We start from the raw sequence: 22,851 nt of genomic DNA, 5'->3' as shown, positions 1-22,851 counted from the left end.
GATGAGCCAGGCGCAGGACCACGAGCCAGCAGGGCCTGCCGTGCCGCAGACCCGCACCGCACGCCACCGCCGGATCGTGGACATCCTCAACCGGCAGCCGGTGCGCTCGCAGAGCCAGTTGGCGAAGCTCCTCGCCGACGACGGGCTGAACGTCACCCAGGCGACGCTCTCCCGGGACCTCGACGAGCTGAACGCGGTGAAGATCCGCAACAACGACGGCGATCTCATCTACGCGGTACCGAGCGAGGGCGGTTTCCGTACGCCGCGCGCGCCGCTGGGGGAGTCGGCGAAGGAGGAGCGGATGCGGCGGCTCTCCTCGGAGCTGCTGATCTCCGCGGAGGCCTCGGCGAATCTCGTCGTCCTGCGCACCCCGCCCGGGGCCGCGCAGTTCCTCGCGTCGGCGATCGACCAGGCGGAGCTGCACGACATCCTCGGCACGATCGCCGGGGACGACACCCTGCTGCTGATCAGCCGGGGCCCGACAGGCGGCCAGGCGCTCGCCGACCACCTGCTGAGGCTCGCGCAGAACACCCACTGAGACCGGCGCCGGCCCGGCCGGTCGGCACGGACACGTAGGAGGAGGCGCGCCCCGCAGCGGGGCGCGCCTCCTCCTACGTGCGTCGGCCGGTCAGCCCAGGCGGTCGGCCAGCCCGCCCGTGCACCGGACCTCGTCGCCCGCCGTGATGAGCAGGCCCTCCACGTCCGGCAGCGACTCGAGCCAGTCGAGACCCGCCCGCGATCCCATCGCGAAGGCCGCGGTCGCCCAGGCGTCCACCCAGGTCAGATGGGGTCCGACCACCGTCACGGCCAGCAGGTCGGTGACCGCGGGCCTGCCGGTGCGGGGGTCGACGATGTGCGCACCGCGTTCGGCGGTTCCGGAGGTCGCCACGGCCAGTTCGTCGGCCCCGGCCGCGGAGACGACGGCGGCCAGCGAGCCCGGCCGGAGCGGGTCCGACACCCCGATCCGCCAGGGCCGGTGCGAGCCCGGGACACCGCGCAACTGCACGTCGCCGCCCCCGTTGACGCTCACCCCGCTCGCCCCGGCCTCGGTGAGCCGCAGGGCCGCGCGTTCGGCCGCCCAGCCCTTGACGATCCCCGTGGGGTCCAGCCGGCCCTCGTAGCGCGTGCTGAACCAGCCGTCGCTGATCCGCTCCGCCTCGGCGCCCAGGCCGAGCACCTCGGCGACCTCCTCGTCGCACTCCTCGACGGTCAGCTCCCCGCGCGCCAGCCGCGAGATCTGGCTGTCGTCCCGGTAGGTGCTGAACACCGCGTCCGCGCGGTGCAGTTGGGCGACCGCCTCCTCCAGCGCGGCCCGGACCGTCTCCGGGTCCCCGCCGCGCACGTCGAAGGAGAACACCGTGCCCATGACCTCCTCGGCGTGCCGCAGAGCGGGCGGTGCCTCCTCCGCGGGGTCAGCCACCGGCCTTGTCCAGCGCCGACTGGAGGGACTTCTTGTAGCCGCCGGAGGTGTAGGTCGCGCCGGAGACGGCGTCGATGTCGGCACTGCCCGCCGCGACGGCCTCCTGGTTGAGCTTCGGCACGGCGTCGGCGGTGACCTGCGTACTGCGCCCGCCGCTCGGCGCCTGGACCGTCTCCGCCTTGGTGATCTTCGTCCCGGCGAGTACGAGGCGGACCTGGACCGGGCCGTACTCGGTCCGGGCGACGGCTCCGGTGATGACGCGGGTCTGCGTGGCGGGCGCCGCGGTGGCCGGCGCCTTCGGTGAGGCCGAGGCTCCCGGCGACCCCGAACCGCCGCCCGTCGCCTTCGCCTTGTCCAGTGCCGACTGGAGGGACTTCTTGTAGCCGCCGGAGGTGTACGTGGCCCCCGAGACGGCGTCGATGTCGGCGCTCTGCGCGGCGACCGTGGCCTTGTTGAGCCGGGGCACGGCCAGGGCGGTCTTCTGGTCGCTGGTCCCGCCCTGCGGGGCCTGGACCGCGTCGGCCTTGACGATCCTGCCGTCGCTCAGCGACAGCCGGACCTGGACCGGGCCGTACTCGGTCTTCACCACGTCGCCGGTGACGGTCCGCGTGCCGGTCTGCTGAGCGCTGCCGCCCTGCGGCGACTCCTGCCCGGCCACCGTCTGCTGCGGTGCCGCGCCGCCCTGCGCCGACGCGGCGGCCGGATCGCCCGCCGGTTTGAGCGACAGCAGCAGCACGATCCCGGACACGGTGGCGGCGGTGGCGAGCATCGTGCGCCGTATGGGGTGACTCTTCTTCATCGCTCCTGACTCCCGTCGCTCACATCTCGAACGACTCGTGATGGATGCGGCGGGCGGGAACCCCCGCGCCGCGCAGTGCGTCGTACACCTGCTGCGCGAAACCGGGCGGCCCGCACATGAAGACGTCGTGGCGTTCGATGTCCGGCAGCTTGCGGCGCAGGCTGTCCGCCGAGATGTCCGGACGCTCACCCTCGGGGCTGTTCACCGCGTACATCAGCCGGGCCCCGCGCTCCTTGGAGATCGAGGCCAGCTCGTCCCACAGGGCCAGGTCCTGGGTGCTGTTGGCGCGGTAGAGGAGCGTGATGTCGCCGGACGCGCCGGGGAGGGTCTCGAACAGGGCCCGCATCGGGGTGATCCCCACGCCGCCCGCCACCAGGAGGACCTTGCCGCGGCTGCGCTTGCCCGCGGTCAGCGCGCCGTACGGGCCCTCGGCCCAGACCCGGGTGCCCGGCTCCAGGTCGCGCAGGGCGGCACTGTGGTCGCCGATCGCCTTGACGGTGATGCGCAGCATGTTCGGGCGGGGGGCCGCCGAGAGCGAGTACGGGTGGGAACTGAGCCGCATCCCGGGCGCCATGAACCGCCAGCGGAAGAACTGCCCGGCCTCGGCGCCCATCCGGTGCAGCTTGCGCCCGCTGATCAGCACCGACACGATGCCGGGCGTCTCCTCGATGACCGCCTCGACGCGCATCCGGTGCTTCAGGTTCAGCCGGATCGGCGAGAGGATCCGGTACCAGAGCACGAGCGCGGTCACCGAGCCGTACAGCCCGTACCAGACGGTCTTGGCGACCGGCTCCACGGCGAAGTCGTTCCCGGTGGACAGCTGGTGCCAGAACGTCAGGAACACCGCGGCGTACGTCAGCAGATGGACGTGGTACCAGGTGTCGTACGGGATGAGCCGGCGGACCGGGCCGACGGAGATGAAGCCGATGAGCACCAGCAGACCGGTGCCGATCGCGGCCTTGCCCAGGTCGGGGAGCTGGTTGACCGAGTCGATCGTCTGCTGCACGATCGCGCCGATCCCCTTCCCGGACTGCAGGGCGTAGCCCCACATGGTCAGGAAGAGGTGGGCGAGGACCAGGGAGATCGTGTAGCGGCCGGTCATCGCGTGCCAGCGCGACACGCGGTCGGATCCCACCCGGCGTTCGAGTGCGGGGACGCGGGCCATCTGCAGCACCACGAGCGCCATCAGGTACCCGGCGAGCAGGCCGGTGATCCGGCCCGCGTTGAGGATCCTGCCGTCGTTGTCGGCGATGGACGGAGTGTTGTTCCACCACAGCCAGATCACCCCGGCGGCGCCCGCCCAGACGGCGAGCAGCAGGGGGACGGCGGGCGAGCGGCGTGGGCGGATGCGGCGCATGGTCTGGCGCCGCGCGGCGCGGCCACCGGCGATCGTGGACACGGTTCCTCCGTGTTCGTCCGTGGGGACGGGGCGAGGGGAGTGGCCCCCTGGCCCAGAGATACGGTCCGCGACGCCCGTGCGTTCAGCGACCTGCGGAGTCGAGTGCGGACTGGAGCGACTGCTTGTATCCGTCGCTGGTGTACGTGGCTCCGGAGACCGAGTCGATCTGTGCGTTCTGGGCGGCCAACGCCTCCCGCCTGAGCTGGGGGAGCGCGTAGCTGTTGATCTCCTGGTCCCGGGGATTGTCCGAGGGGTAGGTGACCGCGGTGACGTCGGTGATCGTGCCGTTCCTCATCGTGATCCGCACCTTGACCGGGCCCCAGCGGGTCTGGACCGTGTCACCGGTGACGGTCCTGGTCCCCGCGGTCTTCGTGCCTCCGGACGAGCCGGAGGACTCCCCGGACGAGCCTGCCGAGGGCGAGGGCGAGGACGACGGCTGACTCGCGGACGACGACGCCCGGACCGGGACCGGCGGGGTGTGCGGCTTGAGCGAGAGCAGCAGGACGACACCGGTAACCGTGGTGGCCGCGGCCAGTGTCATCCGGCGCAGCGGACGGTTCTTCTTCAGGGCGTGCACGGCGGCCTCACAGCTCGAACGACTCGTGGTGGATACGGCGGTCGGGGACACCCGCGATGCGCAGCTCCCCGTACAGATCCCGCGCCATCGCGGGCGGTCCGCAGAGGTAGACGTCGTGCTCGGCGAGGTCTGCCACGGCCCTGAGCAGTGACGCGGCGTCGAGCCGCGGGCGGGTGCCGTCGGCGGCGTTGACCGCGTACAGGACGCGTGCCCCGCGCCACCGTGCGATGGCCTCCAACTCGCCTCCCAGCGCCAGGTCTTCGGCCGTGCGCGCCCGGTAGAGCAACGTGAGCCGGCCGGGCAGTTCCTCGAACAGGGCGCGCAACGGCGTGATGCCGACGCCACCCGCGATCAGCAGGGACCTCGACGCCGTGCTCCGGTCCGCGGTCAGCGAGCCGTACGGACCCTCCGCCCACACCCGGGTACCGGGCCGCAGCAATCCGACGGCCGTGCTGTGGTCGCCGAGCGCCTTGACGGTGATCCGCAGCCGGTCCGGCCGGAGAGGCGCCGACAGCGAGTACGGCGTCGAGGTCCACCGCATCCCGTCCGCGAGGAACCGCCACCGGAAGAACTGTCCGGCCCGGGCGTCCAGTTCACCGAGGCGTTCCCCGCCGATCACGACGGAGAAGACCCCGGGGGCCTCGCGGTGTACGGACTCCACGCGCAGCCGGTGCCGCAGGTTGAGCCGCACCGGGGTGAGGACGCGGAACCACAGGACGAGCCCGGCCGTGCCGAGATAGAGCGCGTACCAGGCGGTTCGCGCGGCGGGGTTGCCGACGAAGTCGGAGCCGAGCGAGACCTGGTGGAAGAAGGCGAGGAAGACCGCGGCGTATGTGAGCAGGTGCACGTAGTACCAGAACTCGTGGCTGATCCGGCGGCGTGCCAGGTGCGCCGAGGTGATTCCCACGGCGAGGAGGATGACCGCGCCCGCCGTCGCCTTGAGCATGTCCGGGTAGTCGAGGACCACGCTCAGCGTCTCGTGGACGATGCCCGCGCCGTCCTGCGCGGCATAACCGAAAAGGATCAGCGTGATGTGCGCGACGAGCAGGCAGATCGTGTACCGGCCGGCCATCGCGTGCCAGCGCGCCACCCGGTCGGAGCCCACGCGCCGTTCGAGGAGGGGGACCCGGGCCATCAGAGCCACCAGCACGGCGCAGCTGTAGCCGCACAGCAACCCGCTGATCCTCCCGGCGTCCGTCAGCCGGCCGGCGGTGGCCACCACCGCCGGGGTGTCGGTCCACCAGAGGGCGAGGACGCCGGCGGCGCCGGCCCACAGCAGAGCCAGCAGCGGTCCGGCGGGCGAGCGTCGCGGCCGTCGGCGTCCTCGTACCGGGTGTTGCCGCGCCACCCGCTCGTGCACCGTGGTCATGTGTCCGTCCTCAGTCGGGCTGTCCGGGATCAAACTGTGCGTCCGGAACCTCTGAGGAGGCTCTGAACGGGCCCGCTCGGCGCGGACTCACAGGAAACCCGGAGCCGGGCGGAAGGGGGACGACGGAAGCGGCGGCTTCGGGTGAGAGGTGACTCAGAGGAAACTCACAGGCCACGAGGGAGAACGAGGCCGCCGTCAGGGGCGATGCTGGAAGGTGCGATGAACACTCCCACCCCAGGTACCGGCGCCCCCCGCTCCCCGGAGCCCGGTGCCCCCGGCACCCGGCGCACCGGCAGGGCGCCCTCGCTCACCCGATCCGACGGCACCCCCGTACGCGTCCTCGTCGTCGACGACGATCCCGACCTGGCGGAGGTCCTCTCCGGAGCCCTGCGCTACGAGGGATGGGAGGTCCGGACGGCGGGCGACGGCGCCCGTGCCGCCGCCGAGGCCCGCGAGCTGCTGCCCGACGCCGTCGTCCTCGACGTCATGCTCCCGGACACCGACGGCTTCGCCGTCCTGCGCGACCTGCACACCGTGCTGCCGGACGTCTGCGTCCTCTTCCTCACCGCGCGGGACGCCGTGGAGGACCGCATCGCCGGGATCACCGCGGGCGGCGACGACTACGTCACCAAGCCGTTCAGCCTGGAGGAGGTCGTCGCCCGGCTGCGCGGACTGCTGCGCCGCGCCGGGATGGCCCGCCTGGCGGACGAGGGCCCAAGGCTCGTCGTCGGCGACCTGACGATGGACGAGGAGGCCCGGGAGGTGACCCGGGGCGGCGACCTGATCGAACTGTCGCCCACGGAGTTCGAGCTGCTCCGCTTCCTGATGCGCAACCCGCGGCGCGTGCTCAGCAAGTCCCGGATCCTCGACCGCGTCTGGTCCTACGATTTCGGCGGCCAGGCCCACGTCGTCGAGTTGTACATCTCCTACCTGCGCAAGAAGGTGGACGCGGGCCGGGAACCCATGATCCACACGGTGCGCGGCGCCGGGTACGTGATCAAACCGGTGGCGAGCCGATGAGGTCGCGCCGCGGGGCGCTCGGCGGACGCCGGTGGCCTCGGGGCGTCGGGGCCGCCCGGGTCCTGTGGCGTCCGCGGACGATGCGGGCCCGCCTCACCGCCGGGCTCGTGGTGCTGCTCGCCGTGAGCTGCGCCGCTGTGGGCGTCGCCGCCGTGTACGAACTGAACGGCTTCCTGACGGGCCGCCTGGACGAGCAGTTGCAGGAGGCCGGGGAGCGTTTCCCGGCGAGCCTGGAACACGGCTCCGTGAAGCCCTCCGACCACGACGGCGACGAACGCGGCGACACCCGCCGGCAGAGCGCCGGCACCTTCGGGGCGCGCCTCGTCGGACGGGCGGTCACCAACGCGGCGGTCGTGCCCTCGGGCGCCACCGCCGCCGTCCGCAACGTGGATCCGACCGACCGCGACGTGGCGGCCCTGGCCGCGGTTCCCGCCGACGGCCGCGGTCACACCGTCCCGCTGTCGTCACTGGGCGACTACCGGGTACTGGCCACGCGCGGCCGGGACGGCGACGTCCTGGTCACGGGACTGCCCACCGAGCCCGTCAAGGCCGCCGTCCACCGCCTGGAACTCGTCGCCTCCCTGGTCTTCGGCGTGGCCCTCGTGGTCACCGGAGTCGCCGGGGCCCTGTGGGTGCGCTGGTCGCTCCGCCCACTGAACAGGGTCGCCGCGACCGCCACCCGGGTCAGTGAACTCCCGCTCGCCAGCGGCGAGGTGGCGCTGCCCCCGCGCGTACCCGAGTCCGACCCGCACAGCGAGGTGGGCCGCGTGGCCGGTGCCTTCGACCGCATGCTCGGCCATGTCGAGGACGCGCTCACCAAACGGCACGCCAGTGAGGAGCGGCTGCGCAGCTTCGCCGCCGACGCCAGCCACGAACTGCGAACCCCGGTCGCCTCCGTCCGCGGCCACGCCGAGCTCGCGCTGCTGCACCCGGGCCCGGTGCCGCCCGAGGTCGAACGTGCCCTGGAGCGCATCGCCGCCGAGTCGGCGCGCATGGGCGAGATGGTCGACGAGCTGCTCCTGCTCGCCCGCCTCGACGCGGGCCGCCCACTGGAGCGGCTTCCCGTCGACCTGACCCACCTCGTCCTCGACTCGGTCACCGACGCCCGTGCGGCGGGCCCCGGTCACCGCTGGGTGCTCGAACTGGCGGAGGAGCCGGTGACCGTGACGGGCGATGCCCACCGGCTCCAGCAGGTCCTGGCCAACCTGCTCTCCAACGCGCGTGCCCACACGCCCGTCGGCACCCGGGTGACCGTGTCCCTGGAGGGCGTCGGCACGTCGGCCGTGCTGAAGGTCCATGACGACGGACCCGGGGTCGCCCCGGACGTCCGGTCCGGCGTCTTCGAACGCTTCACCCGGGCGGACCGTCGTCGCCCGGACGCCGCCGGCACCGGGGCGGGGCTCGGCCTGTCGATCGTGGCGGCCGTGGTGGAGGCGCACGGAGGTACGGTCGCCCTGGACAGCCGCAGCGGGGCGACCACCTTCACGGTCCGGCTCCCTGCCGCCTGAGCGAGGTCAGTACCGGGTGACCGCCGTCGCCCCGCTCGCGGTGCCGATGGCGATGTGCGGACGGCGGGCCGGGTCCGCCCAGGTGAGCAGGCGCCGCATCGTGTCCGCCGGCACGGACACACAACCGGCCGTCGGGCCGCTCCCGTTGACGTGCAGGAAGATCCCGGCGCCGCGTCCGCGCACCGGACGCGCGTAGTTGAACCCGATGACGAAGGCGTGCGCGTACTGCTTCCGGTAGGCGACCAGGTGCTCGGACTCGGCGGCCCGGCAGTCGGCGGGGCGCGGTTCGGTCCACCGGTTGTACGACCGGGACGCGTTGTCCTGGCACCACCAGGAGTCCTGTCGCACCGGGCGGTAGGGCACCGAGGTCCCGCCCGGCGCGGGGCTGGTCCCGAAGGCGTACGGCAGGTCGTACAGGCCGGTGGGTGTCGTGTTCGTGCCCTGGCGCCGCGCGCCGCCCTCGACGAGTCCGTTCGCGCCGAAGCGGGCGGTGGCGGAGCCCGCCCGCACCCAGCGCCCGTTCCGCAGGTCCCACCAGCCGAGCGTCCCCGCGGTGGTGTTCCCGCGCGGGGCCTCGGCGGTGATGAGCTGGGTGCCGCCGCCGGTGTCGGTCATCAGCTCGGGCAGTTCGCGCGGCGGCGGCCCGCCCGGGGCCAGGGCGAGCAGGGACGCGGACGCGAGGGCGACGGCTCCGAGGCGCATGGCTCAGACCGTACTGGGGGGCAAGGGCAGCGGCAGCCCGGGAAGGCCGTCCAGGCTCGTCGCGATGTGCTCCTTCTTGGTGAAGTACGCGTCCAGGGAGGCGTCGTCCTCCCGGGCGAACCGCTTGCCGTGGAGTTCGCGGTCCTCCTCGTACGCCATGAAGGGCACGGCGTAGCCGCAGGAGTCGCGGACGGTCTCGGCGGTCACGACGATGACCGCGCGCAGGCCGTGCCGGCTGGGGTCGATGCCGGGGAAATGGGTGATCAGTTCCCCGAAGCGCGGGTCGTCCCGGAAGACGGGTTCGCCACGGCCGTGCACCCGGACGATGTTGGGCGGCCCCTGGAAGGCGCACCACATCAGGGTGATCCGGCCGTTCTCGCGCAGGTGCGCGATGGTCTCGGCGGTGCTTCCCGCGAAGTCCAGATAGGCGACGGTCAGCTCGTCGAGCACGACGAAGGAGCCGGTGAGGCCCTTGGGGGACAGATTGACGGTGCCGTCCCCGGACAGCGGCGCGGTGGCGGTGAAGAAGAGGGGCTGCGCCTCGATGAAGGTACGGAGGCGGCCGTCGATGCGCTCATAAGTCTTTCCCATGGCTAACGATTATGGCGGAAAATCCTTCGCACGCCTAAGGGAATTTCGGGTTCCGCGGTGCAGGGTCCCAGGAGGCGGCGTTGACGAATCATGCAGAGCCCTGCATACTCATGCATGTCAGCGAATGCACTGTGAGGAGAATCCCGTGGCCGAGCGCGTCGTACTCGCCTACTCAGGCGGTCTGGACACCTCCGTCGCCATCGGCTGGATCGCGGAGGAGACGGGCGCCGAGGTCATCGCCGTCGCGGTCGATGTCGGCCAGGGTGGCGAGGACCTGGACGTCATCCGCAAGCGCGCCCTCGCGTGCGGCGCCGTCGAGGCCGAGGTCGCGGACGCCAAGGACGAGTTCGCCGACGAGTACTGCCTCCCGGCGATCAAGGCCAACGCCCTCTACATGGACCGTTACCCGCTGGTCTCCGCCCTCTCCCGGCCGACGATCGTCAAGCACCTCGTCGCCGCCGCGCAGAAGCACGGCGCCACCACGGTCGCCCACGGCTGCACCGGCAAGGGCAACGACCAGGTGCGGTTCGAGGCCGGCATCGTCGCCCTCGCCCCGGACCTCAAGTGCATCGCCCCGGTCCGCGACTACGCGATGACCCGGGACAAGGCGATCGCCTTCTGCGAGGAGAAGCAGCTCCCGATCGCGACCACCAAGAAGTCCCCGTACTCCATCGACCAGAACGTCTTCGGACGCGCGGTCGAGACGGGCTTCCTGGAGGACATCTGGAACGCGCCGATCGAGGACATCTACGAGTACACCTCGAACCCCGCCGAGCAGCGCGACGCCGACGAGGTCGTCATCTCCTTCAAGGAGGGCGTCCCGGTCGCGATCGACGGCAGGCCCGTCAGCGTCCTCCAGGCCATCCAGCAGCTCAACGAGCGCGCCGGCGCCCAGGGCATCGGCCGGATCGACATGGTTGAGGACCGGCTCGTGGGCATCAAGTCCCGCGAGGTGTACGAGGCTCCGGGCGCGATCGCGCTGATCACCGCCCACCAGGAGCTGGAGAACGTCACCGTCGAGCGTGAACTCGCCCGCTACAAGCGGCAGGTCGAGCAGCGCTGGGGCGAGCTGGTCTACGACGGCCAGTGGTTCTCCCCGCTCAAGCGCGCCCTGGACGGCTTCATCACCGAGGCCAACCAGCACGTCAACGGCGACATCCGGATGACCCTGCACGGCGGGCGCGCGGTCGTCACCGGCCGGCGCTCCGACACCGGTCTCTACGACTTCGACCTCGCGACGTACGACACGGGCGACACCTTCGACCAGGCCGCGGCCAAGGGCTTCATCGACATCTACAGCCTGTCGTCGAAGATCGCCGCGAAGCGCGACCAGGCCTGAGGAACACGGGACTTGGCGTACCGGTCGTGTCCGCCGTCCGCGGGCACCCCACCCACTAGCCTGACAGCCGCCTCCTCGCCCATGTGAGGAGGCGGTGGCACATCCGAACCCTGCGAGGAGCAACGCAAGTGAGCAGCAACAGCGGTGACGTCCGGCTCTGGGGCGGACGGTTCGCCGACGGTCCCGCCGAGGCCCTGGCCAAGCTGTCCGCGTCGGTCCACTTCGACTGGCGCCTCGCCCCGTACGACATCGCCGGATCGCGTGCCCACGCGCGCGTGCTGCACCGGGCGGGCCTGCTCACCGAGGACGAGCTCACCCGCATGATCGAGGGCCTCGGCCTGCTGGAGGCCGACGTCGCCGACGGCTCGTTCGTCGGCACCGTCGCCGACGAGGACGTCCACACCGCCCTGGAACGCGGCCTGCTGGAGCGGCTCGGCGCGGACCTCGGCGGCAAGCTGCGCGCTGGCCGCTCCCGCAACGACCAGGTGGCGACGCTCTTCCGGATGTATCTGCGGGACCACGCCCGGATCGTCGGCGGCCTGATCGCCGACCTCCAGGAGGCGCTGATCGGTCTCGCGGAGGCCCACCCCGACGTGGCGATGCCCGGCCGTACCCACCTGCAGCACGCCCAGCCGGTGCTCTTCGCCCACCACGTCCTCGCCCACGTCCAGTCCCTGTCCCGGGACGCGGAGCGGCTGCGCCAGTGGGACGAGCGGACCGCCGTCTCGCCGTACGGCTCCGGCGCCCTGGCCGGCTCCTCCCTCGGCCTCGACCCGGAGGCGGTCGCCGAGGACCTCGGCTTCGAGCACGGCAGCGTCGCCAACTCCATCGACGGCACGGCCTCCCGCGACTTCGTGGCGGAGTTCGCCTTCATCACCGCGATGATCGGCGTGAACCTCTCCCGGATCGCCGAGGAGGTCATCATCTGGAACACGAAGGAGTTCTCCTTCGTCACCCTCCACGACGCGTTCTCCACCGGCTCGTCGATCATGCCGCAGAAGAAGAACCCGGACATCGCCGAGCTCGCGCGCGGCAAGTCGGGCCGTCTGATCGGCAACCTCACCGGGCTGATGGCCACGCTCAAGGCGCTGCCCCTCGCGTACAACCGCGACCTCCAGGAGGACAAGGAGCCGGTCTTCGACTCCTGCGACCAGCTGGAGGTCCTGCTCCCCGCCTTCACCGGCATGATGGCCACGCTGACCGTGCACCGCGAGCGCATGGAGGAACTGGCCCCGGCCGGCTTCTCGCTCGCCACCGACATCGCCGAGTGGCTGGTCAAGCAGGGTGTGCCCTTCCGTGTCGCGCACGAGGTCGCCGGTGAGTGCGTGAAGGTCGCCGAGGCGGACGGCAAGGAGCTGGACGAGCTGACCGACGAGCAGTTCGCCAAGATCTCCGCGCACCTGACGCCCCAGGTGCGGTCCGTCCTGAACGTGCCCGGCGCCCTCGCCTCCCGCGACGGCCGTGGCGGCACGGCGCCCAGCGCGGTCGCGATCCAGCTCGCCGACATCAAGGCGGACGTCGCGGACCAGCAGCGCTGGGCGCAGGCCAAGCGGAAGAAGTAGCCCGGGCGCGGATGGGCACCGCGCGAGGGTGTCGCGTACGGGAGCGGGTGCCGTACGGCGGAGGGCGTCGCGGGTTACGTTGGTCCGGAGCCGTAGAGGAGCCGACCGAAACGGAGCCGCGATGCCCTTCGCACGCCTCGCCTCAGCCACGACGCCCACCGCCCGCATCGGTCTGGGCCTCGCCGCCGTCGGCCGCCCCGGCTACATCAACCTCGGCCGCGAGGAGGACCTCCCGGCCGACCGCAGTGTCGACGCCCTGCGCGAGCGCACCCACGAACTCCTCGACGCCGCCTACGCCCAGGGCGTCCGCTACTTCGACGTGGCCCGCTCCTACGGCCGCTCCGAGGAGTTCCTCGCCGACTGGCTGCACGACCGCCCGGCCGTCGACGACGTCGTCGTCGGCAGCAAGTGGGGCTACACGTACACCGCCGACTGGCGCACCGACGCCGAGGCGCACGAGGTCAAGGACCACGGCCTCGCCACCTATGAGCGGCAGCGCGCCGAGACCGCCGGGCTGCTCGGCGACCGCCTCGACCTCTACCAGATCCACTCGGTGACCCCGGACAGCCCGGCCCTCACCGACAAGGAGCTGCACGCCGCGCTCGCCGAGGCCGCCGCCGGCGGACTGTCGATCGGCTTCTCCACCAGCGGGCCCGCGCAGGCCGACGCGATCCGCGCGGCGCTCGCGGTGACCGTCGACGGCGAACCGCTCTTCCGCACCGTCCAGTCCACGTACAACGTCCTGGAGACCTCGGCCGCGCCCGCCCTCGCCGAGGCCCACGACGCCGGACTGACCGTGATCGTCAAGGAGGGCATGGCCAACGGCCGGCTCGCGGAGCCGCACGCGCCCGAGGCGCTGCGCGCCGTCGCCGCCGAGACCGGCCTGGGCTGCGACGCGGTCGCCCTCGCGCTCGTCCTGCGGCAGCCCTGGGCCGGCGTGGTGCTCTCGGGCGCCGCCACCGTCAACCAGCTGGCCTCGAACCTGCACGCGGCCGTCGTCGACCTCGGCGAGGACCAGCTCCACCGGCTCGGCGCCCTCGTGGAGGAACCCCGCGCGTACTGGGAGCGGCGCGGGCAGCTGCCCTGGCACTGACCCCGCGCCCGGGCCGCCGGGGCACGCGTCCGGCGCTCACTCACTCGCCGCGCACGGCGCGCCGGTGAGACACCTGTGCCCAGAGTGAGACAACTCTGTCTCATCTGAGGTACCCTTGTCTCATGGCTGTCGATCGTGACCACGTGCTGCGCAGCGCAGCCGCCCTGCTGACCCGGAAATCCACCGCGACCATGGACGAGGTCGCGAAGGCCGCCGGGATCAGCCGGGCCACGCTGCACCGCCAGTTCGCCGGGCGCGACGCGCTCGTACGGGCGCTGGAGGCCCTCGGCATCGAGGAGTGCGAGGCGGCCCTGGACGCCGCCCGCCTGGACGAGGGCACCGCCCAGGAGGCCGTGCGCCGCCTGGTGAAGGAGCTGGAGAAGGCGGCCGGACTGCTCGCCTTCCTCTACACGGAGAACCAGCTCTTCGAGGGGGACGGGCAGCACGAGGGCTGGGCCCGGCTCGACGCCCGGATGTCCGCGCTGTTCCGGCGCGGACAGGAGAGCGGCGAGTTCCGGATCGACCTCACACCTCCCTGGCTCACCGAGGCGCTCTACGGCCTCATGGCCTCCGCGTCCTGGGCCGTCACCGAGGGCCGGATCGCCGCCAACGACTTCCACCACATGATCGTCGAGCTGCTGCTCGGCGGAGCACTACGGAGAGAGGAACCATGACCAGCACCCTGCAGCCGGCCGTCGCGGCGGAGGTGGAGAAGCGCCCGGGCCGCTGGCTCGCGCTCTCCGTCCTCGTCCTCGCCGTGCTGTTGGTGGCCGTCGACGCGACCGTCCTCGGCCTGGCGACCCCGTACATCAGCGAGGACCTGAAGCCCTCGGGCACGCAGCTCCTGTGGATCGGGGACGTCTACTCCTTCGTCATCGCCGGCCTGCTCGTCTCGATGGGCAGCCTCGGCGACCGCATCGGCCGCAAGAAGCTGCTGCTCGTCGGCGCGACCGCGTTCGGCCTCATATCCGTGCTCAACGCGTACGCGACGACGCCCGAGATGATGATCCTGGCGCGGGCGCTGCTCGGCGTGGCGGGCGCGACCCTGATGCCCGCCACCCTCGCCCTGATCCGCAACATCTTCCACGACCCGCGCGAGCGCAGCCTCGCCATCGGCATCTGGGGCGCGACGGCCTCCGCCGGCACCGCCGTCGGCCCGGTGGTCGGCGGTTTCCTGCTCGAACACTTCTGGTGGGGATCGGTCTTCCTCATCAACCTTCCGGTGATGGTCGTCCTCGTCCTCGTCGGCATCAAGCTGCTCCCGGAGTCGAAGAGCCCCAGCCACGGACCCTGGGACCTGATCAGCGTGACGCTGTCCCTCGTCGGCGTGATCGGCGTGGTGTACGCGGTGAAGGAGGCCGCCGCGCACGGCCCGAGCGGCGCGGCGTTCGCCACCGGTCTGCTCGGCGCGGCCGCGCTCGTCTGGTTCGTGCGCCGCCAGCTGACCCTGCCCGCACCCCTGCTGGACGTCCGCCTCTTCCGCCACCGGGGCTTCTCCGGTGCGGTGCTCGCCGACCTGTTCACCGTGCTCGGCCTGTCCGGGCTGGTGTTCTTCCTCTCCCAGTACCTGCAACTCGTGCAGGGACGCGGCCCGTTCGAGGCCGGGCTCGCCGAGATCCCGGCAGCCGTCGGCGCCGTCGCCGCCGGTCTGGTCGCCGGTCGCTACGCCCGCCGGTTCTCCGTGCGCGTCGTCGTCTCCGGCGGTCTCGCCGCGGTGGGCCTCGCGCTCGGCACGCTCACCGTGCTCGGCCAGTCGACGGGCTACCCGGTGCTCGGCGCCGCCCTGCTGGTCGTCGGCATCGGTGCCGGCTTCTCGTTCACGGTGACGGCCGACGTCATCCTGTCGACCGTGCCCAAGGACCAGGCGGGCGCCGCGTCCGCGGTCTCCGAGACGGCGTACGAACTCGGCGCGGCCCTCGGCATTGCCCTGCTCGGCTCCGTCGTGACCGGCGTCTACGCCGGTTTCACCGGCCCGGCGGGCACCCCCGCCGCGGCGCACGACTCGCTGGGCGGAGCGGTGGAGGCGGCCGGGAGTCTGCCCGCACCGGCCGCCGAGGCGATGCTCGACGCGGCCCGCGAGTCCTTCGTGGACGGTCTGGCACTGGCGTCCGGAGCGGGAGCCGTCGTGCTGCTCGCCACCGCGGTGGCGGCCTGGTTCCTGCTGCGCGGCCAGAAGCTGGAGGCGTGAGCGGGCGGACACGAACGGACGCGAACGGGGTGGGCCCCGGCCGGCACTGCCGGCCGGGGCCCACCCCGTGTGCGATGTCGTGCGGGCGAAGCCCTAAGCGGCCTTCGCCTTCGTGGCGTACATGTCCACGTACTCCTGGCCGGACAGCCGCATGACCTCGGTCATCACCGAGTCGGTCACGGCGCGCAGCACGTACCGGTCGCGGTCCATGCCCTCGTACCGGGAGAACTCCATGGCGGGGCCGAACCGGACGGTGACCTTGCCCGGGCGCGGGATGCCCGCGCCGCCCGGCTGGAGCTTGTCGGTGCCGATCATCGCGAACGGCACGACCGGGGCCCCGGTCATCAGGGTGAGGCGGGCGATGCCGGTGCGGCCGCGGTACAGCCGGCCGTCGGGGGAGCGGGTGCCCTCGGGGTAGATGCCGAAGACCTTGCCCTCCTCCAGGATGCGGCGGCCGGTCATCAGCGCCGCGACACCGCCGTTGGCGCCGTCCCGGTCCACCGGGATCATGCCGACGCCGGTGAAGAACCACGCCATCAGCCGGCCCTTGAAGCCCTTGCCCGTGACGTACTCGTCCTTGCCGATGAACAGCACCTGCCGGTCGCAGACCAGCGGAAGGATCATCGAGTCGATGAACGTGAGGTGGTTGCCGGCCAGGATCACCGGACCGTCGCCCGGAATGTGCTCCACGCCCTCCACCCGAGGACGGAACATCAGGCGCATGATCGGTCCGAGCGCTGCCTTGATGAGCGCGAAGCGGGACAACGGGCCCTCCGGTGTCAAGGGGTCGGTATGGAGTCTGTGCAGGTGAGGACGATACTCGCGGTTCCCGGGTGATTGCACATCGGGTTCACCGACTGGATACGCGGTGTTGACGCACGTTTACCTGCGGTGGCATGCCTGTGGGCGCCCGACATCGGGGCGACACGATGTGACGGACATCGCGCGCCGCACCGGCGAACGGGTGACCCCGCCATGGTTTCGCCGCCCGTTCGCCGCTGCCTCCCGGGTACCCCCGCCGCACGGAACGAAGCGGACGGACCGTCAGCTTCCGCATCCCGGGCGCCCGCCGGGGTCATCGACTGTTCCGCCGCAGGCCTCCCTCCCGTCACACGGGGACACCTACGATCGTCCCGCTCGACAGGCGGGCACCTACGGCTGGAGGAACGCTCATGGGAGTGCAGGAGCCGAACGGTCAGGAGCGGGGCACGGCGCGGCGGACGCTGCTCGGAGCCGCGGTACTCGGAGCCGGGGGAGCCGTCCTCGGACTGCCCGGGGCGGCCATAGCCGACGAGCGCCACGGGAGCGGCGGCTACCGGAGCCTGCCCAAACCCACCGTCATCGGCCACCGCGGCGCCAGCGGCTACCGGCCGGAACACACCTTCGGCTCGTACCAGCTGGCCCTCGACCTCGGAGCCGACGTCGTCGAGGCCGGCGACCTCGTCCCGACCCGGGACGGTCACCTCGTCTGCCGTCACGAACCGGAGATCGGCGGGACCACCGACGTCGGCGCGCACCCCGAGTTCGCCGCGCGCAGGACCACCAAGGTGCTGGACGGCATCCCCACCACCGGCTGGTTCACCGAGGACTTCACCCTCGCCGAGCTGAAGACGCTGCGGGCCGTCGAGCGCATCCCCGCCAACCGCCCGCACAACACCCTCTACAACGGCCGCTGGGAGATTCCCACCTTCGAAGAGGTGCTCCGCTGGCAGGACGAACAGACCCGCAAGCGCGGCAAGCAGGTCTGGATCTACCCCGAGACCAAGCACCCCACCTACTTCCGGGCGCTGGGCCTCGGCCTGGAGGAGCGCGTCGCCAAGCTCCTGCGCAGGTACGGCAAGGACAAGAAGGACTCGCCGGTCATCCTCCAGTCCTTCGAGCCGACCAGCATCGAGCGGCTGAACAAGCTCGTCGGCAACCCGCTCGCCGTGCTGCTCTCGGGCGCGGACACCCGCCCCTGGGACTTCGTCGCGACGGGCGACCCGCGCACCGTCGCCGACCTGATCACGCCCGAGGGCCTGAAGTGGATCGCCTCGTTCGCGCAGGGGATCGGCCCCACGCTCGACCTCGTCATCCCCAAGGACGCCGCCGGGAACCTCACCACGCCGACCACGCTCGTCGCCGACGCGCACCACGCGGGTCTCATCCTGCACCCGTACACCATGCGCAACGAGAACCCCTTCCTGCCGGCCAACTTCCGCAAGGGCACGGACCCGACCGCCTACGGGGACGCCTTCGGCGCGTTCAAGGCCTACTTCGAGACGGGCATCGACGGCGTCTTCTCCGACAACGCCGACACGGCGCTGCTGGCCCGCGCGGACTTCCTCGGCGGCTGAGCCGCCGGCCGGACCGTCAACCGGCGCCTCCACCACCCCGGATGGGGTGACAACCGGCCGTCCCGGCAACCTCCTGCCGGGGCGGCCGCGTCGTGCCGCACATGACCCACGAGATGGTTTCCGCGCTCCGGCCGCTGCTCGCCGCCGAGGCGTCGGCCGAGGCCCACGCGTCCGGCACCGAGCAGAACGATCTGGAACAGGCCGTCTGGCTCCGCCTCCTGGAGCGGCTGAACACCGCAGGCCCGCCCGCCGACCCGCCGGGATGGGTGCGCCGCGCGGTGCGCTCCGAGGCCCGCCGCAGCCGTCGTACCGCCCGCGTCGAGCAGCCGTACGCCGTCGAGCCCGCGGACGACCGGCGGCACGGCCCCGAACAGCAGGCGATGACCGCGGACCGGCGCCGTGAAGTGCACGCGGCCGTGCGCCGGCTGCCCCGCCGCTGTCGTGGACTGATGGCCGCGCTGCTCTCCCCGGAAGACCTCACGTACCGGGAGATCGCAGGCGAGTTGGGTATCTCACAGGGCAGCTTGGGTCCGGAACGTTCCAGATGCCTGGGATGTCTGCGGCGATTGCTTGCGGTGGAGGTTGCGGCCCACTGACGACGGGGATAGGAGTGGGGGACGACCGGTGAACAGGTGAGCGGGAGGCATGCACACATGGGCATGAGCGTGACCATCTCGGCGGCGACCGAGCAGGACGCAGAACAGATCCTGAAGCTGCAGTACCTCTGCTACCAGAGCGAGGCCGAGCTGTACGGCGACTACGGCATCGAGCCGCTCACCCAGCCGCTCGACTCCCTCAGGGCGGAACTCGCGGGCGGCACGGTCCTGGTGGCCCGGCTCGGCGACGAGGTGGTGGCGTCCGTGCGGGGCGCTGTCGACGCCGACGGGACGGCCCGGATCAACAAGCTCATCGTCCACCCGCGCATGCAGCGGCACGGCCTCGGCGGACGGCTGCTCGCCGCGATCGAGACCCGGCTCGGCGCGGACGGCGCGGCCAAGTCCTTCCAGCTCTTCACCGGCCACCGCAGCGAGCACAACCTGCGTCTCTACCGCAAGCACGGCTACGCGCCCGTCTCCCGTGAGCGGGTCGACGAGCGGCTGACCCTGGTGACCCTCGCCAAGGGCGCCGACACCGTCGCGTACGCCACCAGCGCCTGACGGCCACGGCCGTCGGCCTCCACCCCGCCCGACGGCGGGAGCCGGGTCCGGCGGCCGCAGCGGTCCTAGAGGGTGGCCGTACGCGCCTTGCGCAGCCAGTACATGGCCGACAGCGGCAGCAGGACCGGGATGAAGAGATAGCCCATGCCGTAGTCCGACCACACCGTGGCGTCGGGGAAGGCGGACGGCTCCACGAGCGTCCAGGTCCCGACGATCAGCACACCCGCGAGCTCGGCGGCGCAGCACACCAGCGCCGCCCTGCGCGCCTTCTCCCCGCCCCGCACGAGCGAGTACGTGATGAAGCCGTAGACGAGACCGGCGACGGCGGAGAGAGAGTAGGCGAGCGGCGCCTTGTCGAACTCCGTGGAGATCTGCACGGCCGACCGCGAGACCGCGCCGACCACCATCACCCCGTACAGCCAGACCAGCAGGATGCCCGGGCCGCTGATCAGGCGGGTACGCCCGGTGGCCGCCGGTACCTCGTCCACCGTGTCGTCCCGCCCGTCCCGAGGCACGCTCGCGTTCTCCTCCGTGGCCGTCATCTCAGCCTCCCCAGATGTCATAGAGCCGCACTTCGAGCACGGCGAGGACGATGCCGCCCGCCGCCACCGTGGCCGAACCCCAGCGGGTGCGCTCCGCCAGCGACATGAATCCCACGGCGGGAACACACGCGAAGGCGCCGAGCAGATACGCCACGAAGATCGTCGTGCCCTGCTCCGGCTTCTCGCCGCGTGCCAGCTGGACCACGCCGACCACCAGCTGGACCGCGGCGAGCAGCGAGACCACGGCCATGCCGATGAAGTGCCAGTCCTTCGTCGGCTGATCACGGTAGGCGGCCCAGCCGCACCAGGCGGCGAGCGCGAGCGCGGCGACGGTCGTCGCAACCGTCAGGGCATCAAGCATGCCGTGACCCTATTACGGGCCAAAAGGCCTGATGCGCTCGCCCCCGGGGTGCCCCTTAGGGTCGAAGGCATGAAGATCCACGCTGACGCCCTCCTGTTCGACAACGACGGCACCCTCGTCTCGTCCCTGGACTCGGTGAACCGCTGCTGGACCCGCTGGGCGCAGGAGTACGGCATCACCGCCGAGGACTTCGCCCGGATCGAACTGCACGGCCGCCCCGCCGCCGAGATCGTCGCCGACCTGCTGCCCCCGGAGACCGCCCCCGAGGCCCTCGCCAGGGTCGAGCAGCTGGAACTCGAGGACGTCGCGGGCGGGGTGGTCCCGCTGCCCGGCACTCTCGCCCTGCTCGCCGCCCTGCCCGCCGAGCGCTGGGCCGTCGTCACCTCGGCCACCCGCCGGCTCGCCGAGGCCCGGCTGGCCGAGGTCGGCATCCTCCCCAAGACGCTGATCGCCGCCGACGACATCACCCGCGGCAAGCCCGACCCGGAGCCCTACCTGCTCGCCGCCCGTCGGCTGGGCGTCGACCCGGCCCGCTGCGTCGTCTTCGAGGACGCCCCGGCCGGACTCCAGTCGGGCCGCGCCGCCGGGATGACCACCGTGGCGTTGGCCACAACGCACCGGGCCCACGAGCTGGACGCCGACCACGTCGTCGCGGACCTCTCCGCCCTGTCGGTACTGGTCACCGCCGGGGGCGTGGAGCTCTCCGCCCGGGACTGAACACCGTCCACCACTGTCCGCTATTCGGACAGCGGTGGCGGGCCCCCACTTGGCGTCTGCTTTACTTCATCCCATGACCACGACGAGCAGCCGCATCCTTGCGACCGAGGCGACCATGACGCCCGGTGCTCGCTGTATGTGTCGAATGCGCGCCTTCTAGAGGGCCCCCGCACCACCGCCTGATCCCGCGCCCCGAAGCGGGATCGCCGCGCCCTGTGTCCGTACCGCGTACGTGACCCGGCTGCCCCGCGCACCTGTTCTCCCTCCGGTTCACTCGCCATCGCGAGAACCCGTGCCGCGTTCCCGCCCGCATGCACCCGTGCCCCGGCGTACACCCACGCCCGCACTCGACAGTGACGGAATCCCCCCAGTGATCACGACAACGGGCCTCACCAAGGTCTACCGCTCGCGCGGCCGTGAAGTGACCGCCCTCGACGGCGTCGATCTGCATGTCCGCGAAGGCGAGGTGTACGGCGTCATCGGTCAGTCCGGCGCCGGCAAGTCCTCCCTCATCCGCTGCGTCAACCTCCTGGAGCGCCCCACCGCCGGCACGGTCACCGTCGCCGGACAGGACCTGACCGCCCTCGCCGGGCGCGGCCCGCGCGCGGGCCGCGAACTGCGCCGGGCCCGCAACCGGATCGGCATGGTCTTCCAGCACTTCAACCTGCTGTCCTCGCGCACGGTGCAGGACAACGTCGAACTGCCGCTGGAGATCCTCGGCATCTCCGGCAGGCAGCGGTCCTCGAAGGCGCTCGAACTCCTCGACCTGGTCGGCCTCTCCGACAAGGCCAAGGCCTACCCCGCACAGCTCTCCGGCGGTCAGAAGCAGCGCGTCGGCATCGCCCGCGCCCTGGCCGGCGACCCCAAGGTGCTGCTCTCCGACGAGGCGACCAGCGCGCTCGACCCGGAGACCACCCGCTCCATCCTCCAGCTGCTGCGCGACCTGAACCGCCAGCTGGGCCTGACCGTCCTGCTCATCACGCACGAGATGGACGTCGTCAAGTCGATCTGCGACTCGGCCGCCCTGATGGAACGGGGCCGCGTCGTCGAGTCCGGCACCGTCAGCGAACTCCTCGCGACGCCCGGCTCCGAACTGGCCTCCGCGCTCTTCCCGGTCAGCGGGGACGTGTCGGGCGACGACCGCACCGTCATCGACGTCACCTTCGTCGGCGAGGCGGCGACCCGGCCGGTCATCTCGCAGCTCTCGCGCACCTACAACATCGACATCTCGATCCTCGGCGCCGCGATGGACACCGTCGCGGGACGCCAGGTCGGCCGGATGCGCATCGAACTGCCCGGCGGCTACGAGGAGAACGTCGTCCCCATCGGCTTCCTCCGCGAGCAGGGCCTGCAGATCGACGTCGTCGAACAGGCCGCCCAGGAGTCCGTGCTGGTGAAGGAAGGTGCCAAGTGACCTGGTCCGAGATGCAGCCCCTGCTGTCCCAGGCGTGTTGGGACACGCTCTACATGGTCGGCTGGTCCACGCTGATCGCGATCGTCGGCGGTCTCCCGCTCGGTGTCCTGCTCGTCCTCACCGACCGGGGCGGACTCCTGCAGAACGTGGTCGTGAACAAGATCGTCGGGCAGGTCGTGAACGTCGCCCGCTCGCTGCCGTTCATCATCCTGATGGTCGCGCTGATGAGCTTCACGCGCACGATCACCGGGACGACCATCGGGCGGGAGGCGGCCATCGTGCCGCTCGCCGTCGGCGCGATCCCGTTCTTCGCGCGCCTGGTCGAGACGGCGGTCCGTGAGGTGGACGGCGGACTCGTCGAGGCCGTGCAGGCGATGGGCGGCAACACCTGGACCGTCGTCCGCCGGGTCCTCGTACCCGAGTCGCTGCCCTCGCTGATCTCCTCGGCGACCACCACGATCGTCGCCCTCATCGGCTACTCGGCGATGGCCGGCACCGTCGGCGCGGGCGGCCTCGGCGACATCGCGATCCGCTACGGCTACCAGCGGTTCGAGACCGGAATGATGTGGATCACGGTCGCCATCCTCGCGGTCGTCATCTCCGTCATCCAGTTCGCCGGCGACTACGCCGCCCGCGGACTGCACCGACGCGGCGGCCAGTCCGGCGCCGCTCCGAAGCTGCGGTTCCTGAAGTCCCGGGAGCCCTCCGCCGCGGACGTCGGCAAGGTCGCCTGACACACCGGCCGGCCCGCGCCGCC

General features: G+C 71.9%; 24 protein-coding genes. 14 read left to right on the top strand and 10 right to left on the bottom strand.

What is annotated here, in order from left to right; all coding sequences use genetic code 11:
• The first annotated feature begins 1 nt into the window (after nt 1).
• Entirely contained in the window at nt 2-538 is a 537-nt protein-coding gene (locus ABZT74_RS13560; RefSeq protein WP_355865889.1) for an arginine repressor, read from the top strand.
• Nucleotides 539-628: 90 nt separating this feature from the next.
• On the opposite strand, the gene ABZT74_RS13555 is transcribed toward ABZT74_RS13560, so the two are convergent.
• The 5 genes from ABZT74_RS13555 to ABZT74_RS13535 form a co-directional block, all read right to left on the bottom strand.
• Nucleotides 629-1,420, bottom strand: coding sequence for an FAD:protein FMN transferase (locus ABZT74_RS13555; protein WP_356434726.1), 792 nt, complete (start codon nt 1,418-1,420; stop codon nt 629-631).
• The gene (locus ABZT74_RS13550) at nt 1,413-2,219 is read right to left on the bottom strand and encodes an FMN-binding protein (RefSeq protein ID WP_355865894.1); all 807 of its coding nucleotides are present in this window, start codon (nt 2,217-2,219) and stop codon (nt 1,413-1,415) included. Before ABZT74_RS13550 ends, ABZT74_RS13555 begins: the two co-directional genes overlap by 8 nt.
• Before the next feature lie 19 nt (nt 2,220-2,238).
• The gene (locus tag ABZT74_RS13545) at nt 2,239-3,576 is read right to left on the bottom strand and encodes a ferredoxin reductase family protein (RefSeq protein ID WP_356434869.1); all 1,338 of its coding nucleotides are present in this window, start codon (nt 3,574-3,576) and stop codon (nt 2,239-2,241) included.
• Nucleotides 3,577-3,700: 124 nt separating this feature from the next.
• On the bottom strand, nt 3,701-4,195 hold the full coding sequence (locus ABZT74_RS13540; protein ID WP_356434722.1) for an FMN-binding protein: 495 nt from the start codon (nt 4,193-4,195) through the stop codon (nt 3,701-3,703).
• Nucleotides 4,196-4,202: 7 nt separating this feature from the next.
• Nucleotides 4,203-5,564 carry a ferredoxin reductase family protein gene (locus tag ABZT74_RS13535; protein WP_356177123.1) on the bottom strand — a complete coding sequence of 454 codons (1,362 nt, stop codon included), beginning with the start codon at nt 5,562-5,564 and terminating at the stop codon, nt 4,203-4,205.
• Nucleotides 5,565-5,783: 219 nt separating this feature from the next.
• Between ABZT74_RS13535 and ABZT74_RS13530 the strand changes: the two genes are divergently transcribed.
• Nucleotides 5,784-6,584 carry a response regulator transcription factor gene (locus ABZT74_RS13530; RefSeq protein ID WP_356434720.1) on the top strand — a complete coding sequence of 267 codons (801 nt, stop codon included), beginning with the start codon at nt 5,784-5,786 and terminating at the stop codon, nt 6,582-6,584.
• A complete protein-coding gene (locus ABZT74_RS13525; RefSeq protein WP_356434717.1) occupies nt 6,581-8,092 on the top strand; it encodes a HAMP domain-containing sensor histidine kinase in 1,512 nt (503 codons plus the stop codon). The genes ABZT74_RS13530 and ABZT74_RS13525 overlap by 4 nt, the downstream gene beginning before the upstream one ends.
• Nucleotides 8,093-8,098: 6 nt before the next feature.
• Here ABZT74_RS13525 and ABZT74_RS13520 read toward each other — a convergent pair whose 3' ends face one another.
• Together ABZT74_RS13520 and ABZT74_RS13515 are read right to left on the bottom strand one after the other, a co-directional pair.
• Nucleotides 8,099-8,794 (bottom strand): L,D-transpeptidase family protein, encoded by a 696-nt coding sequence (locus ABZT74_RS13520; RefSeq protein WP_356434714.1) that lies wholly within the window; start codon nt 8,792-8,794, stop codon nt 8,099-8,101.
• Between the two features lie 3 nt (nt 8,795-8,797).
• Nucleotides 8,798-9,385, bottom strand: a complete 588-nt coding sequence (locus ABZT74_RS13515; protein ID WP_356434711.1) for a pyridoxamine 5'-phosphate oxidase family protein — start codon at nt 9,383-9,385, stop codon at nt 8,798-8,800.
• A gap of 145 nt (nt 9,386-9,530) precedes the next feature.
• Here ABZT74_RS13515 and ABZT74_RS13510 point away from each other — a divergent pair, with 145 nt between their 5' ends.
• The 5 genes from ABZT74_RS13510 to ABZT74_RS13490 all read left to right on the top strand — a co-directional run bounded on the left by ABZT74_RS13510 (nt 9,531) and on the right by ABZT74_RS13490 (nt 15,567).
• Nucleotides 9,531-10,724, top strand: coding sequence for an argininosuccinate synthase (locus tag ABZT74_RS13510; protein ID WP_356177118.1), 1,194 nt, complete (start codon nt 9,531-9,533; stop codon nt 10,722-10,724).
• Between the two features lie 128 nt (nt 10,725-10,852).
• The gene (gene argH / locus ABZT74_RS13505) at nt 10,853-12,286 is read left to right on the top strand and encodes an argininosuccinate lyase (RefSeq protein WP_356177117.1); all 1,434 of its coding nucleotides are present in this window, start codon (nt 10,853-10,855) and stop codon (nt 12,284-12,286) included.
• Between the two features lie 121 nt (nt 12,287-12,407).
• Nucleotides 12,408-13,379 (top strand): aldo/keto reductase, encoded by a 972-nt coding sequence (locus tag ABZT74_RS13500; RefSeq protein ID WP_356177116.1) that lies wholly within the window; start codon nt 12,408-12,410, stop codon nt 13,377-13,379.
• A gap of 122 nt (nt 13,380-13,501) precedes the next feature.
• Entirely contained in the window at nt 13,502-14,053 is a 552-nt protein-coding gene (locus ABZT74_RS13495) for a TetR/AcrR family transcriptional regulator (protein ID WP_179165491.1), read from the top strand.
• Nucleotides 14,050-15,567: an MFS transporter gene (locus ABZT74_RS13490; protein ID WP_355865923.1), complete on the top strand. Its 1,518-nt coding sequence runs from the start codon at nt 14,050-14,052 to the stop codon at nt 15,565-15,567. The genes ABZT74_RS13495 and ABZT74_RS13490 overlap by 4 nt, the downstream gene beginning before the upstream one ends.
• A gap of 93 nt (nt 15,568-15,660) precedes the next feature.
• On the opposite strand, the gene ABZT74_RS13485 is transcribed toward ABZT74_RS13490, so the two are convergent.
• Nucleotides 15,661-16,332 (bottom strand): lysophospholipid acyltransferase family protein, encoded by a 672-nt coding sequence (locus ABZT74_RS13485; protein ID WP_081223413.1) that lies wholly within the window; start codon nt 16,330-16,332, stop codon nt 15,661-15,663.
• 407 nt (nt 16,333-16,739) lie between these two features.
• Between ABZT74_RS13485 and ABZT74_RS13480 the strand changes: the two genes are divergently transcribed.
• From ABZT74_RS13480 to ABZT74_RS13470, 3 genes are all read left to right on the top strand, one after another.
• Nucleotides 16,740-17,903, top strand: coding sequence for a glycerophosphodiester phosphodiesterase (locus ABZT74_RS13480; protein WP_356434707.1), 1,164 nt, complete (start codon nt 16,740-16,742; stop codon nt 17,901-17,903).
• 101 nt (nt 17,904-18,004) lie between these two features.
• Nucleotides 18,005-18,499, top strand: coding sequence for a sigma-70 family RNA polymerase sigma factor (locus ABZT74_RS13475; RefSeq protein WP_356177114.1), 495 nt, complete (start codon nt 18,005-18,007; stop codon nt 18,497-18,499).
• A 57-nt stretch (nt 18,500-18,556) separates the two neighbouring features.
• The gene (locus ABZT74_RS13470) at nt 18,557-19,060 is read left to right on the top strand and encodes a GNAT family N-acetyltransferase (RefSeq protein WP_355865934.1); all 504 of its coding nucleotides are present in this window, start codon (nt 18,557-18,559) and stop codon (nt 19,058-19,060) included.
• A gap of 65 nt (nt 19,061-19,125) precedes the next feature.
• On the opposite strand, the gene ABZT74_RS13465 is transcribed toward ABZT74_RS13470, so the two are convergent.
• Both ABZT74_RS13465 and ABZT74_RS13460 read right to left on the bottom strand, forming a co-directional pair.
• Nucleotides 19,126-19,602: a hypothetical protein gene (locus ABZT74_RS13465; RefSeq protein ID WP_356434704.1), complete on the bottom strand. Its 477-nt coding sequence runs from the start codon at nt 19,600-19,602 to the stop codon at nt 19,126-19,128.
• A 1-nt stretch (nt 19,603) separates the two neighbouring features.
• Complete coding sequence (locus ABZT74_RS13460) at nt 19,604-19,963, bottom strand: hypothetical protein (protein WP_356177112.1); 360 nt, start codon at nt 19,961-19,963, stop codon at nt 19,604-19,606.
• Between the two features lie 69 nt (nt 19,964-20,032).
• Here ABZT74_RS13460 and ABZT74_RS13455 point away from each other — a divergent pair, with 69 nt between their 5' ends.
• The 3 genes from ABZT74_RS13455 to ABZT74_RS13445 all read left to right on the top strand — a co-directional run bounded on the left by ABZT74_RS13455 (nt 20,033) and on the right by ABZT74_RS13445 (nt 22,828).
• Nucleotides 20,033-20,680 carry an HAD family hydrolase gene (locus tag ABZT74_RS13455; RefSeq protein ID WP_356434701.1) on the top strand — a complete coding sequence of 216 codons (648 nt, stop codon included), beginning with the start codon at nt 20,033-20,035 and terminating at the stop codon, nt 20,678-20,680.
• A 370-nt stretch (nt 20,681-21,050) separates the two neighbouring features.
• Nucleotides 21,051-22,094, top strand: a complete 1,044-nt coding sequence (locus ABZT74_RS13450; protein ID WP_355865947.1) for an ATP-binding cassette domain-containing protein — start codon at nt 21,051-21,053, stop codon at nt 22,092-22,094.
• Entirely contained in the window at nt 22,091-22,828 is a 738-nt protein-coding gene (locus ABZT74_RS13445; protein ID WP_355865950.1) for a methionine ABC transporter permease, read from the top strand. The genes ABZT74_RS13450 and ABZT74_RS13445 overlap by 4 nt, the downstream gene beginning before the upstream one ends.
• The last annotated feature ends 23 nt before the right edge of the window (nt 22,829-22,851 follow it).

This window comes from Streptomyces sp. NPDC005302, assembly GCF_040607345.1.
Taxonomy (GTDB): Bacteria; Actinomycetota; Actinomycetes; order Streptomycetales; family Streptomycetaceae; genus Streptomyces.
The sequence above is the reverse complement of the archived record's forward strand: the minus strand, read 5'-3'. Positions and strand labels throughout refer to the sequence as shown.

Excerpts from the sequence above, each read along its gene's own strand:
- ABZT74_RS13550 (WP_355865894.1), bottom strand. The coding sequence starts at position 2,219 with ATGAAGAAGAGTCACCCCATACGGCGCACGATGCTCGCCACCGCCGCC.
- ABZT74_RS13545 (WP_356434869.1), bottom strand. The coding sequence starts at position 3,576 with ATGCGCCGCATCCGCCCACGCCGCTCGCCCGCCGTCCCCCTGCTGCTC.
- ABZT74_RS13535 (WP_356177123.1), bottom strand. The coding sequence starts at position 5,564 with ATGACCACGGTGCACGAGCGGGTGGCGCGGCAACACCCGGTACGAGGA.
- ABZT74_RS13500 (WP_356177116.1), top strand. The coding sequence starts at position 12,408 with ATGCCCTTCGCACGCCTCGCCTCAGCCACGACGCCCACCGCCCGCATC.
- ABZT74_RS13490 (WP_355865923.1), top strand. The coding sequence starts at position 14,050 with ATGACCAGCACCCTGCAGCCGGCCGTCGCGGCGGAGGTGGAGAAGCGC.
- ABZT74_RS13465 (WP_356434704.1), bottom strand. The coding sequence starts at position 19,602 with ATGACGGCCACGGAGGAGAACGCGAGCGTGCCTCGGGACGGGCGGGAC.
- ABZT74_RS13530 (WP_356434720.1), top strand. The coding sequence starts at position 5,784 with ATGAACACTCCCACCCCAGGTACCGGCGCCCCCCGCTCCCCGGAGCCC.
- ABZT74_RS13495 (WP_179165491.1), top strand. The coding sequence starts at position 13,502 with ATGGCTGTCGATCGTGACCACGTGCTGCGCAGCGCAGCCGCCCTGCTG.
- ABZT74_RS13520 (WP_356434714.1), bottom strand. The coding sequence starts at position 8,794 with ATGCGCCTCGGAGCCGTCGCCCTCGCGTCCGCGTCCCTGCTCGCCCTG.
- ABZT74_RS13560 (WP_355865889.1), top strand. The coding sequence starts at position 2 with ATGAGCCAGGCGCAGGACCACGAGCCAGCAGGGCCTGCCGTGCCGCAG.
- ABZT74_RS13515 (WP_356434711.1), bottom strand. The coding sequence starts at position 9,385 with ATGGGAAAGACTTATGAGCGCATCGACGGCCGCCTCCGTACCTTCATC.
- ABZT74_RS13480 (WP_356434707.1), top strand. The coding sequence starts at position 16,740 with ATGGGAGTGCAGGAGCCGAACGGTCAGGAGCGGGGCACGGCGCGGCGG.
- ABZT74_RS13525 (WP_356434717.1), top strand. The coding sequence starts at position 6,581 with ATGAGGTCGCGCCGCGGGGCGCTCGGCGGACGCCGGTGGCCTCGGGGC.
- ABZT74_RS13455 (WP_356434701.1), top strand. The coding sequence starts at position 20,033 with ATGAAGATCCACGCTGACGCCCTCCTGTTCGACAACGACGGCACCCTC.
- ABZT74_RS13460 (WP_356177112.1), bottom strand. The coding sequence starts at position 19,963 with ATGCTTGATGCCCTGACGGTTGCGACGACCGTCGCCGCGCTCGCGCTC.
- ABZT74_RS13470 (WP_355865934.1), top strand. The coding sequence starts at position 18,557 with ATGGGCATGAGCGTGACCATCTCGGCGGCGACCGAGCAGGACGCAGAA.
- ABZT74_RS13475 (WP_356177114.1), top strand. The coding sequence starts at position 18,005 with ATGACCCACGAGATGGTTTCCGCGCTCCGGCCGCTGCTCGCCGCCGAG.